Origin of the sequence: Microcystis sp. LEGE 00066 (assembly GCF_015207925.1) — a bacterium.
In the GTDB taxonomy this organism is placed as follows: domain Bacteria; phylum Cyanobacteriota; class Cyanobacteriia; order Cyanobacteriales; family Microcystaceae; genus Microcystis; species Microcystis ichthyoblabe_A.
In genome coordinates this window covers 1-12,190 of the sequence record NZ_JADEVX010000133.1, presented here as the reverse complement: position 1 = coordinate 12,190, position 12,190 = coordinate 1, and the positions used below count along the sequence as shown (strand labels likewise).

Below are 12,190 nucleotides of genomic sequence, written 5' to 3'. Positions count from 1 at the left end.
AGAGGGAATGCTATCCATCTCGGAATGGTTGGCAAAATCCTCCAGTGTTTTTACTAAGAGTTGTCAAACAATCCGAAACTGGTTTGGAGAAATAATTAGTTATTTCGAGCGAAGGACAACGAATGGGGTGGTCGAGGGAATCAACAATAAACTTAAACTAATAAAAAGAAGAGGCTATGGCTTTAGAAACTTTCGGAATTTTTGGGTTAGAAGTATGTTATCTTGGCATCTTGTCTGTTGATTTAGCATAAAGAGTAACGAAGAGCCAAAATATCTAAGTTATCTTGACGAATTTGGGCAGTTATTTCTTCAATTTTTGCTGGCAAGTTATAGCTATAATCTGAGTTATTTATAAACCATTTTTCAGTAATTTCGTCCGCTGCTTGGTTGACAAAATAGGTGTAAATTTCAAATTTATCTCGATTATGATAGTGAAATAACCAGCGACTTAACCAACCCACAGAATGACGACGGAGAGTATAGGCAATATAACCAATTTTTATTTTTCTTGCTGGAGATTTTGGAGAAGAAACAGGAGCAATATAGTTGTAGCGGGTTCTTACATCTGCTTGAAAAATTTCTGCTAGTTTACTTTGTAAATAGCGATTGATTTTCGGATTATCTTGATAGTAGGGAAGACAGATAGTAACTCCTAAAATAGAGTCAATAATAAAAGGACGTGCATTAAATTGTTTAGCATTAATTTGTCCCTCGATTAGTTGTATTAATTCATCAATAAATTTAGGTAAATTTCCCCAGTCTCCCTTAGCTTGTAAAATACCAATCACCAGAGAAATTCCCAACAGCTTTTCAGTATTTGTTTGGCAACTTTTATAAAAATTATCGGCAATTTCTAGAGCTTTATTATAGTCAACAGTGGTGGTTTTATAAAGATTAAATAAGCTATTTTGTAGGTATAAATCCTCTGGGAGAAAGCGCAAACAAAGTTCTACTAAATTAATAGCAAATACACTTTGCTTTTGTTGATAAGCATAATTGACAATTGCTGATATAACTTTGGTTGCAATTATTTCTGGATTATTGATATGTAAGGCTGCTAATTCTAAAAAGTGGATGGTATCAGTACAGGGGTAGATTAAAACTTTTTCCGTCACTCGCAGCAGTAAATCAAGATTAATTGCTGCTGTAGCTGTATTCTCTAACAGTTCAAATACACACCAATCATTGCACTTTTCCATCGCAAAAAATTGGAATTGTATTTCTAATTCCATCAGATGCAGGAGATTATTTAAAAAACTAGGATTAAGGTTTTGTAGATGCAATCGAATTAGATAGCTCGTCTCTAGTCTTTGGGAATTTTCTTGTCTGGTTGCCTCTGCATCTAAGATTTGAGTTAAAGTTTCTATCCACCCCGATAATTCTGATTCAGCTGCTTGACTCAACACCAGTAACCAAGTAGCTTGTGCGTCTTCTTCTCTATCTTGTAAAAGATAGGATAATCCTAGATACCAATAATGACTAATTTCTAGGGTTTCTCTTTCTATCAGTTCTTCGTAAAACTGACTAACAATATCGTATTGATTGTTTTCTAAAGCGGTTTTAACTTCGTTTTGCCAAGACATGATTTAATTCTCCCTGATTAACTTTCACAATAGATTTGCCACATTTGACGATAGGCGCTTTCCATATCTTTAGTAAACTGACGTGCATTCCAAATCGGGGAAGTTTTTCTAGATTCATCTAATTTAGCGATAACTTTGCGTCTCAGGTTTTCATCCTTACCTAACTTAATCCCCCAGTCGATATACTCCTCATCACTCCAAGCGATACCCTCACTAATTCCCGCATTAACCATTAAAGTATAACTATTTCTCGATGACCATTGTTGACCAACTTTTGTAACTAAAGGAATCCCCATCCACAGCACATCTAAAGTCGTCATTCCTCCCGTAAAGGGATAGGTATCTAAAACCACATCAGCTATCCTTAAATTTGCTCGATAAATTCCTGTGGGATAGAGGGGTAAGATTTTTAATCTCTCATAATTAATTCCTTCTTCCTCGGCAATTTTGAAAAATAATTTTTCCACTGATTTAGCATCACTTAACCCTTGAATACTCAAATAACTATTAGGAACTGCCTTTAAAACTTGTAGCTGAAGTCGAATAATTTCAGGGTTACGTTTAACCCCCGTTTGTACGGTTAAGTAATTAATTGCATCCTCTGGAATCCCTAAATCATCCCTTCGGAGAGAGGGGTAAGCAACCTCGACACCATCCACACAAATATAGGAATTAGGTAAGCGCCAAATTTTTTCTTGGTAATATTCCTGTGCATCTGCTGGTAAAACGTAATTATCAGCAAGATAGTAATCAATTGCGGGAATTCCTGACGCATCAAAACCTAACCAAGTCACTTGTATTGGTGCGGGTTTAAGTGCCATAACTTGACAAGTTGCGTTATTAGTGATACTGTCTAAATCTACCAAAACATCAATGTTATCTTGACTAATTTTTTCAGCAATCATTTGAGGATTAATCGGTAAGTGATAGCAAGCATTTACCTGATTTTTAAAATCATTTTGAGTGATCATATCTTCTTTTTGAGATACTAGGTATAAAGAGACATGAAACTCATTATAGTCATGATACTTCATTAACCATCTAGAGATTAATCCGATAGAATGATTATATAAAGTATGGGCAATATAGCCAATTTTCAGAACTTTATTGGTATCCTTAATAGTCGATTTTCGCAAAGAATGACAGTTAGAATTATTGCGAACATATTCCTGAAAAAGTTGACCAACACAATTACTAATATAACGGTTTTTTCTTGGGTTATCTTCTAGGTAAACTAGAGGGGATAAAATTGTTAGGTATGGTGCATCCAATAATCTGGGACATTCTTGATTAGTGATACTTTTTTGCAAGGATTCTGTATATTTTTCAGTATCTGCCTTAATATCGACCCAATTACCACTAAATAATTTGACATAAAGAGCAATATAATCAGCTACAACTTGAGAAGGAAACCCTTGACAACTTGTTTTTAATTGATTAGCTACTTGGATAGCAGCAGCAAAATCTCGATTATCAAAATAACATTGATAAAGTGCAGCTAACAGATAAATTTGCTCTGGTTCTACTGCTAAACAAGTATTAATAATATCAATAGCCAATGGTTTATTATTAATGGCTAGAGAAGGTACTTTAGCTTCTACTATTTTGATAAAAGTTTGTCGCTGATAGTTAGATTGAAATATTGACTCTAAGTAAGGGACGGTTTCTGGTATCTGAGAATCGATAAATTTTTCTAAAACTTCTGCTAATAAACTTAACTCTAGACTCTGGAAATTATTTGTTTTTAACACATCAACAAATAACCAAGCTTGTAACTGCTCCTGCTCGAAATAATTCAAATTAATTGCTAATAAAATAAACCGCAGTAAATTATCAACATTATCGGGACTAATCTCGCGAATATGTCCTCGAATTAACCAACTGGTTTCTAAATTGCCTAACTCTAATTGTCTGCGTGCTTCCCCATCCAAAATATTGACTAAATCTACTGTCCACAGCATCACCTCCTGTTCATCTCCTTGAGTGAAGACAAATAACCAAGTAGCTTGTGCTTCTTCTTCCCGAGCTTCCAAAAGATAGGCTAATCCTAAATACCAATAATGACTAATTTCTAAGGGTTCTCTTTCTATCAGTTCTTCGTAAAACTGACTAACTTGCCAGAAATCCCCTTGCATAATTGCAGGTTCAACTTGGAAATGCCAAGACATAAGTATTTATCGTTAAGTGTCTCTACTAGCGTACCCAAATAGAAGCAAAATTTTTCTATATAAGTAAAATTTATCAGTTTCTCAGGGGTTGGGTTTTGGGGTGGTCACTGCGTGTGCGTTGCGGGGGGTGTTGGGGTTTTAGTTGAAATTCCCCATTCCCTCACCTCTCCATTCCCCACCTGTCACTCTCCACCCAGTTTCAACGAGTCCTAGCTTACCATCAACGTCAGCCAAGAGTAAATCCCGATGAAAAAGTTTTCACCCCCACAGATGAAAGAGGTTTCCTTCCCTACACCCCACACCCTCTTTCAAGTCAGTTTTTTGAAAGCTTTTCTAAATAAACCAATAAATCGGCCATAGCTTGAGGATCGGGCTGAAATTTGGGCATTGGCGGGGTTTTACCACTAATTACCTGTTCAATCAGACTAATTCTCGATTTGCGATGGGAAACGTCCTCTAAACTTGGTCCGACGATGCCATCAGCAAACTGACCGTGACAAGCAGCACAGTTAATTTGAAAGATTTCGTAACCGCGACTCACATTACCTTGTCGGGATAACACCTCCTTAATGTAGGGATCCGACATCTTAGCCAGATGAAAAGCGATTAAAAAGGTGCTAATCAGCAAAAAAACCACGATTATAACCATTAAGAATCGATAAAGCCCGAATTTTGGTTTAACTAACTGACTATTCACGAAGGCCGCCGAAGGAAAGATGAGTTTCTCTTTACATTTTGCAACTTTTTGCCCCAAAATTCCACCGCCGCTGCTAGAGATAGGCAAATGGAGAATAATATAAGACAAAACTGCATCTTTTTCTAACCCTCTAGCAATGAACCTATTAACCAGACTGGAAGATTGGCCCTATATTATCCTACCTATCACCATCGTCCTCAGTTTCCTGCTGTTGGGATGGCTCGTAGAAAAGCGCGTTGTCAGTCAACTTTTATCGATTGCCAGAGAAAAAAACCTGCGTTTCTCGGAAGGGGTTTTACGTTCCCTTCGTGGATTAAGCATACTTTGGTTCGGACTTTTGGGTTTAAATATTGCCCTCTCCCTTCCCAATCTTCCCCTCTTTCCCTACCTGATTCTCCTGAGCAAAAAATTGCTGCTAGTGGCTTTTTTAGCTTCAGCTACTTGGGCTATTGCTCAATTATCCGTGGAAATATTACGATTTTATACCACGGGAGATGATGGCATTTCTTCCCTAACTTCCCTATTTGAATTTCTCGCCAAAGTTCTGATTTTTAGCTGCGGTTTTTTGCTGATTTTAAGCTCGATTGGCATTTCGATAACTCCGATGCTTACTGCCTTTGGTATTGGGGGTGTTTCCCTCGGTTTAGCTCTCCAAAATACCCTAGCTAATTTAATGTCAGGGATTAATATTATCACTTCTAAAAAAGTTAGACCGGGAGATTATATTGAACTGAAAACGGGAGAAGCTGGTTATGTGCGAGATGTGGATTTAAGATGCACAGTCATCGAAGAAATTACCAATAATATTTTGGTCATTCCCAATGCTCAGATCATTTCTTCTAGTTTCCGTAACTATAGTTTACCAGATCACTCCCTACTGATTCCCGTGGAAGTGGGCATTAGTTACGATAGTGACTTAGAAAAAGTCGAAAAAGTTACCCTAGAAGTCATGCAAGAAATCGCCCAGTTATTGCAACCTCACCTCGGTAACTATCAACCCTTGATCCTTTACCGCAAATTCGATTACTATAGCATTGTGCTAACAGTTTATCTCAAGGTGGTAGAAGAAGAGTTTTTTCAACATCTCACCATTAAACACGAATTTATTAAACTCCTACACCGACGCTATCAGCAAGAAGGAATTAAAATTCCCTATCCAATTCTTTTTCCCTATCCCCCCAGTAATCCCCCTAGTTAACCTCAATTCGCTATCGCAACAAACAATTTAAATGCGCGGACAACTTACAATTGATAATTCTCCTCAAAAAACTTACGAGTCATCGGTTGGGCAACTTCAATACCGTGGCCTTCTCCTAATAATTCTAGGGGTTTTCCTTCCACTTGAATCCAGACTTTGGCATTGGGATCCTCGGTAGTAGTAGTATAGATGATTTGTGCCAAACGACCGATTAACATATCAGGGCCATCATCATTGCCAAACTCGCGCGAGAGATTAATCTTAATTCCCGTTTTATCTACTTTTAAATCAAGTAATTTAGTCCCGGAAGGAATAGTAGTCATATCCTGAGGATTACTTGGACCAGCTAATAGAATCTTCAATACTGCTGTTAACTCTCGGTCGTCGCTATCTGCTTTTTGAACGGTAATTTCTTGGCTGACTAATTGATTACCCGTATCGGTCACTTTTAACCAATAAACCTGTCGAGTTTCCCTAACAGGAATAGCTGCAGGAGTTGCTGTCGGACTTGTCTTCACCGGACCCGGAGAAACCGGTTCAAAAATTGGTGATTGACTTATCGGCACCGGACTGGGAGATTCAATCGGGTTTTCGCTGGTTTTCTGGGGGGAAGATAGGTGATGGACGGCAAACCAAGCAGTGAACCCACCAGCAGTAAATAAAGCGAGGCCGATACCAATTATCCAAGGTAAAGAGATTTTATCACTAGAGCGAGAACTAGGCATAATTCAGTTATCAGTTATCAGTTATCAGTTATCAGTCATCAGTTATCAGTTATCAGTTATCAGTTATCAGTTATCGGTTATCGGTTATCGGTTATCAGTTATTGGTATGTATTAAGTGAGCAGTATTAAATAGCAGTTTCCCAGTGTCTTTTCACTTTTTACCGATCACTGAAAGAGAAATTGCCGTTTTCTTTTCACTGATTACTGATTACTGATCACTGATCACTGAAATATCTCCTGTTTTCCGACCGTTAAATTTAATTGGGGTTCCCCGATCGAGGTTCAATTCTGCCAAAAGCCGCTATACTTAGCTTATCATCGTCAATCTGTAATTGGAGAAGGCGGGCGATAATTCCTTGTTTCTCGAAGTTTTTTAAATCTAACTGGGTGGATATACCCTCGGCAAACCCCTTGAGAAGGCGCGAGGAGATGCGACGACCATTAAGAGTGGCTGTGGGGTCAATAAGCTCGATTTTTCGCCCCTGCACTAGCTTAAATCCCACTTCTAAGCTCAGATTGAGGGTGGCTGCTGGTTCGTCCGGCCTTTGGGTCTCTAGCTGCAGGCTGAGAGCGACTCGATTATTATTAAGAAAGTTAAAATTTGCTTGACTAAGTTGATATTTTGTGCTACCAAATTCTTCCCTAGAGGGAATCAGATTATTAATCAGGGTCTGAATTTGTTCTTTGACCGCTGCCGATTGTAAAGCTTGATTAAGATTAGTTTCCGTGAGGACAAGATGCAATGCTCCCGCAGCCGGTCGGCGCAGTGCGGCGGCTAAACTGCTGTTTTTTTGCTGTAATCGCCGCAAATCGAGGCTAATTGGCTCAGTTTCTAGCTCGATCTTCTCAATGCGAACACCAGCAAGGGGATAAATTCCCCGTGCAGAAATGCGAACTCGATCGATTTTGCCTTGCAGAACCTGATAATTGGGAGTATTATCGACCCTCACGGCCAATTGTTCCACTTTTTGGACTTGGGAGCGAAGGGTATGGGCTAAAACCGTATCAATAATTGCCCCTGCGGGAGTTAACAGGGTCAAAACACTAGCGAGAGTGATTGTTAGCCATTCCATCGCTCAATTACACCCATCCAGCTAAATTTTGCCAAGCATTAGTGAAAAGCTGACTTAACCAACGTCGTTGCACTTGATCTAAAATCGGGTCTTCTGCGAGAATTTCTTCAGTCAGATCATCGAGGGATTGACCCTGAGCGTGGGTCATTCTAATAATTCCCGCAATCACGGCAGCGATCATCTCCTCATCGACGGGACGCTGTCGGAGGGCGGCAATTTCTTCGGGGGTAGTCGGGATGGGATAATTCATAATCAGATGGGGTAGGCTGTGTATTAATCTAGGTATGTAAAGTTTTTTAAACTTTTTTCAGAAAACTTTCTGTGTAGTCTAGCGTAATCAGACGATTTTTGGGTTTAACAGCTAAATCAAGATGAGAGAAATACTTTACAGAGAAATTCCGACTCCTGACTCGATCGCCGTTTGTCACTGGTTACAATCCGATTGGCAACCCGCAAACGGTGTTAAGACAAATACACCTAACGGGGTGAGATTGCGCTTATCGGAGGCGATCGAATTGTCGATTTTTGTCTGGACGCTGCAACGGACTACTTATTTAAAAGTTTTCCGCTGGGGTGAGCGATCGCATGATCAAGAAACATCCCTGACTCGGCAGCTCGATCGAGCTTTACAAAAGCGTTTCCCGCCGCAGTATAACACGATACCAAATATCGATCAAAAAAATCACTCAATTTTTACAGATTTAGAAGCGGACTATCCCCTAACGGTTCACTACTTCCGCAAAATGCCCCAAGGAGAGGCGGATTTAGAACGTTTGTATTGGTGGGAAAAACGTTGGCGCGACAGTGCCAAAAATCCCCAACAACCGCAGCCAGTAATTTTCTCTAGCAGTGAAGAAAATGATCATCCCATCACCTACGACTTAATTTATATTGGTGGTGCCTTGGGGGCAATTCATGCGGCACAGATGGCCAAATTAGGTTATCGAGTCCTCTTAGTAGAAAGACTGCCTTTCGGACGGATGAATCGGGAATGGAATATCTCTCGCTCGGAGTTTCAAAGTTTAATTAATTTAGGTCTATTTACGGCCGAAGAATTCGAGGAATTAATCTTCCAAGAATACATCGATGGCTTTAATAAGTTTTTTGATGGCAATAATCCCCCCCGTCTAAAAGCCAAAATTCTCCATACTCCCACGGTTTTAAATATTGCCATTAATTCCGATCAATTGCTGCAATCCTGCGGTAAAAAATTACAGGATCATGGCGGTAAAATTCTCGATCAAACCGAATTTATTAAGGCTGATATTACCGCTAATAGTGTTACTGTCACCCTTAATCATGGTGGGGAAATTCAACAGATAAAAGGCCGTTTATTGATTGATGCTATGGGTTCTGCTTCCCCCATTGCTTGGCAATTAAACGGAGTGCGTGCCTTTGATAGTGTCTGTCCGACGGTGGGGGCAGTAGTAGAAGGATTCGATCCGGTGGTGTGGGATTCTCACTATGGCGATGTCTTAAATTCCCATGGCGATATTTCTAAAGGCAGACAACTAATTTGGGAATTATTTCCGGGGGAAGGAAAAGAATTAACCTTTTATCTATTTCACTATCATCAAGTCCATCCCGATAACCCCGGGTCTCTGTTAGAAATGTACGAAGATTTCTTTACTATTCTGCCCGAATATCGACAGTGTGATCCAGAAAAATTAACCTGGAAAAAACCCACCTTTGGTTATATACCGGGGCATTTTAGCACAGGAAAAAAAGATCGAATTGTCTCCTTTAATCGCATTTTAGCCATCGGTGATGCCGCCTCTCTGCAATCACCGTTAATCTTTACTGGGTTCGGTTCTTTGGTGCGTAATTTAGAGCGCTTAACCCATCTTTTGGATATGGCATTAAAACACGATTTACTAACAGCTAAAGACCTAGAAAATGTGCGAGCTTATCAAAGTAATGTGGCGGTAACTTGGTTATTTTCTAAAGGAATGATGGTTCCCACGGGAAAAACCTTACCCCCCCAAAGAATTAACGCCATGTTAAACACATTTTTCGGTTTATTGGCCGACGAACCGCCGGAGGTTTCTGAAACCTTTATTAAGGATAAAACCGATTGGTTAACCTTTAGCCGTTTAGCAATTAAAGCGGCCAGAAAAAACCCAGCTTTACTGTTATGGATAGCAGAAATGGCCGGCAGTCAGGATTTAATTCGTTGGTTGGGTTCCTATCTCGATTTTAGCCTTGATGGAGTCAAAAATCTGCTTTTTAGTCCCTGGTTTCCCCAATGGTTAAAAAACTCCCAAAGCTGGCTAGAAAAAGACAATCCCCGCCTCTGGTTAAAGTTATTGAGTTTTAATTATGGCTTAAGAAATTAGAGAATATTTATCAATTGACGCTCCCATCACCCTAGGCACGTTAGAAGTCAAAGTAGATGAATTGTTTAAGAAGTTAACCCCCCCCAGAGGGTTGCTTCTCTAACAGGATTTCCCCTAATCCTTACTGAATACAATTTAATTTGGTATGACTAAGACCTGGGCAAATAAATTTCTCAGTTCTAGAAAAAACCGGGTTAAACCAGCGAAAAAGTATTCCTAACCCAAAAAAATAAACAGAAAACTTCCTACAGAACTGGGGTGAGGGGAAAATTTTCACCTTTAACCCGGAATAGTTCCCCCTTTTCCCGACAAAAGAGCGAGATTTTAGCCCCTTGCCGAAGGCTAAATATTAGATAAAATTTTGTTAAGATTATCCCGCCAGCAATTTTTCAGCAAGATACAATCGAAACAGTAGAGCTGCCATTGGGCTAAAAGTTAAGCAAATTTAAGAGATAGCCATTTCAGAAAAAAATCTATCATTGATGAGGTTGATCTTCCCCAGATAAGAAACGAGTGAAGATTAATTGTTGAACCGAGCATCAGAAGCTATCTCTAAAGGGGGAAATGTTAGAAAGTTATCCCAGAAGGGGAACCATCACTATTGACTTATCTATTTCCTATTGCTTGTATTCATTTAGTCATCTAACAGCAAGGGATGTAATCTCATTCAGGGGAAAAAGTCGCTATGAACCACCAAATAGAAACCCCGATCCGCTCACCCTCTCAAGCTCGATTCCGTTCACGGGAAGAACGCATCCAGATCGGTAAATCCCTGCGGGAGCGATTGCCGCGTTCTGACCACGCTATCTGGCAACCCCCCGCAGCTGGTCGAGAGCCGATCGAAATCATCGAAGCATCAAATCGGGGGCGATTACAGGAATTGATTCCCATCCGCTACGGACGAATGTTGCGGAGTCCCTTTACCTTCCTGCGCGGTTCCGCTGCCTTGATGGCCTACGATCTGGCCACCACTCCCAAAACCGACATTATCGTGCAGGCCTGCGGGGATTGCCACCTGTTAAACTTCGGATTTTTTGCCACCCCCGAACGCAATTTAGTCTTCGATATTAATGATTTCGACGAAACCCTGCCCGCGCCTTGGGAATGGGATATCAAGCGTCTCGTGGTCAGCTTTCTCATCGCCGGCAGGGATAGCGATCTATCCGATCGAGAATCGAAGGCAGCGGCGATCGATTGCGCTCGTTCCTATCGAGAACACCTGCGGGAATATTCTCGCCTCAGTCCCTTAGAGGTATGGTACACGCGCATAGGAGCAGAACAGGCGATCGAGATGGCTCCCGACGAAAAGACGCGGAAGTTGCGGGAACAGATGATGACAAAGGCCCGCGAGCGCATCATCGAACATCTCTACCCCAAGATCGTCACCCAAACTGGCGGACGCAATCGCTTTGTCGATCAGCCCCCCATTCTCTACCATGTCAACGAACCGGATTGGGAGACTATCGTGCGCGAGGGTCTGGAAGACTATCGCCAATCCCTGCCGGAGGAACGCCGAGTCCTCTTTGATCGCTACCAGTTAGAGGACTTTGCCCTGAAAGTGGTGGGCATTGGCAGTGTCGGCACCAGATGTTATATCGCCCTATTGTTCTCGGAAGATAACCATCCCCTCATCCTACAAGTTAAGGAGGCTTGCCCTTCGGTTCTCGAACCCTATACCGCCAAGAGCCAGTACGAAAATCAGGGGCAACGGGTAGTTACAGGCCAGAGATTGATGCAATCCTCTAGCGACATATTTTTGGGCTGGACCAAGGGAAGAGGGGGCAACGACTTCTATTTACGGCAACTACGGGATATGAAGTTTTCCCTACCCATTGAAGGAGTATCGGCCGTCCAACTGCAACGCTACGCCGAGTTCTGCGGCTGGACCTTGGCCCGCGCCCACGCTAAATCTGGAGATGCGGCCACTATTAGCGGTTATTTGGGAAAAGGAGATCAGTTTGATCTAGCCATGGGCGAATTTGCGATCGCTTATGCCGATCAGACAGAACGAGATCACGCCGCTTTGGTGGAAGCGGTCAAAACAGGACGGGTCGAGGCTTTGGTAGAAGAAGATTTATAGCATTAAGCTATCAGCCTGTTATTTCTCCTCCTATCGGAGGGCGCAGGTTCCTTGCGCCCCTACAGTAACGGATTTTGTCCACAATGTAGGGGCGAACTGCGTTCGCCCAAAAGGTACATTATCAAACCCACATTCCGCACCCTCAACTGTCACATAAGCTATCCCCCTCCAGAGACTTGAGTAAAAATACTTAGCTGGTGAAGAGATCTCTTGCATAAGTCTAGACAAAATAGGATAAAATAGTCCAAGAGTTAAGATTGAAAGATGACTTACGAACAAGTAAAAACTTTAAAGCCAACAGAGTTCAAACGCTTGTGTGGCGTGTATCCA

At 41.2% G+C, this 12,190-nt stretch carries 9 protein-coding genes and 1 pseudogene; 4 read left to right on the top strand and 6 right to left on the bottom strand.

Going from position 1 to position 12,190, the window contains the following annotated elements:
• Positions 1 to 241, top strand: a 241-nt coding sequence (locus tag IQ224_RS16690) for a transposase (protein WP_194032751.1), incomplete at its 5' end; no start/stop codon positions are given.
• A 25-nt stretch (positions 242 to 266) separates the two neighbouring features.
• Here IQ224_RS16690 and IQ224_RS16685 read toward each other — a convergent pair.
• The 3 genes and pseudogenes from IQ224_RS16685 to IQ224_RS16675 form a co-directional block, all read right to left on the bottom strand.
• A pseudogene (locus IQ224_RS16685) lies at positions 267 to 1,583 on the bottom strand (O-linked N-acetylglucosamine transferase, SPINDLY family protein); the annotation flags it as partial.
• Between the two features lie 17 nt (positions 1,584 to 1,600).
• A complete protein-coding gene (locus tag IQ224_RS16680) occupies positions 1,601 to 3,751 on the bottom strand; it encodes a hypothetical protein (RefSeq protein WP_002744053.1) in 2,151 nt (716 codons plus the stop codon).
• 313 nt (positions 3,752 to 4,064) lie between these two features.
• Complete coding sequence (locus IQ224_RS16675) at positions 4,065 to 4,556, bottom strand: cytochrome c (protein WP_080612724.1); 492 nt, start codon at positions 4,554 to 4,556, stop codon at positions 4,065 to 4,067.
• Between the two features lie 28 nt (positions 4,557 to 4,584).
• Between IQ224_RS16675 and IQ224_RS16670 the strand changes: the two genes are divergently transcribed.
• A complete protein-coding gene (locus IQ224_RS16670; RefSeq protein WP_002744050.1) occupies positions 4,585 to 5,646 on the top strand; it encodes a mechanosensitive ion channel family protein in 1,062 nt (353 codons plus the stop codon).
• 44 nt (positions 5,647 to 5,690) lie between these two features.
• Here IQ224_RS16670 and IQ224_RS16665 read toward each other — a convergent pair whose 3' ends face one another.
• The 3 genes from IQ224_RS16665 to IQ224_RS16655 all read right to left on the bottom strand — a co-directional run bounded on the left by IQ224_RS16665 (position 5,691) and on the right by IQ224_RS16655 (position 7,694).
• Positions 5,691 to 6,371, bottom strand: a complete 681-nt coding sequence (locus IQ224_RS16665) for a GerMN domain-containing protein (RefSeq protein ID WP_194033242.1) — start codon at positions 6,369 to 6,371, stop codon at positions 5,691 to 5,693.
• Positions 6,372 to 6,628: 257 nt separating this feature from the next.
• Positions 6,629 to 7,444 (bottom strand): DUF2993 domain-containing protein, encoded by an 816-nt coding sequence (locus tag IQ224_RS16660; RefSeq protein ID WP_002744047.1) that lies wholly within the window; start codon positions 7,442 to 7,444, stop codon positions 6,629 to 6,631.
• 7 nt (positions 7,445 to 7,451) lie between these two features.
• Positions 7,452 to 7,694 carry a hypothetical protein gene (locus IQ224_RS16655; RefSeq protein WP_194033241.1) on the bottom strand — a complete coding sequence of 81 codons (243 nt, stop codon included), beginning with the start codon at positions 7,692 to 7,694 and terminating at the stop codon, positions 7,452 to 7,454.
• Between the two features lie 121 nt (positions 7,695 to 7,815).
• On the opposite strand from IQ224_RS16655, the gene IQ224_RS16650 reads away from it, so the two are divergent.
• Both IQ224_RS16650 and IQ224_RS16645 read left to right on the top strand, forming a co-directional pair.
• On the top strand, positions 7,816 to 9,780 hold the full coding sequence (locus IQ224_RS16650; protein WP_194033240.1) for a flavin-dependent dehydrogenase: 1,965 nt from the start codon (positions 7,816 to 7,818) through the stop codon (positions 9,778 to 9,780).
• A 685-nt stretch (positions 9,781 to 10,465) separates the two neighbouring features.
• Positions 10,466 to 11,860, top strand: a complete 1,395-nt coding sequence (locus IQ224_RS16645; protein WP_194033239.1) for a DUF2252 domain-containing protein — start codon at positions 10,466 to 10,468, stop codon at positions 11,858 to 11,860.
• Positions 11,861 to 12,190 lie beyond the last annotated feature (330 nt).

Bases quoted from the DNA above. Each gene is read 5' to 3' on its own strand.
- IQ224_RS16650 (WP_194033240.1), top strand. From the start codon at position 7,816: ATGAGAGAAATACTTTACAGAGAAATTCCGACTCCTGACTCGATCGCC.
- IQ224_RS16660 (WP_002744047.1), bottom strand. From the start codon at position 7,444: ATGGAATGGCTAACAATCACTCTCGCTAGTGTTTTGACCCTGTTAACT.
- IQ224_RS16670 (WP_002744050.1), top strand. From the start codon at position 4,585: ATGAACCTATTAACCAGACTGGAAGATTGGCCCTATATTATCCTACCT.
- IQ224_RS16645 (WP_194033239.1), top strand. From the start codon at position 10,466: ATGAACCACCAAATAGAAACCCCGATCCGCTCACCCTCTCAAGCTCGA.
- IQ224_RS16680 (WP_002744053.1), bottom strand. From the start codon at position 3,751: ATGTCTTGGCATTTCCAAGTTGAACCTGCAATTATGCAAGGGGATTTC.
- IQ224_RS16655 (WP_194033241.1), bottom strand. From the start codon at position 7,694: ATGAATTATCCCATCCCGACTACCCCCGAAGAAATTGCCGCCCTCCGA.
- IQ224_RS16665 (WP_194033242.1), bottom strand. From the start codon at position 6,371: ATGCCTAGTTCTCGCTCTAGTGATAAAATCTCTTTACCTTGGATAATT.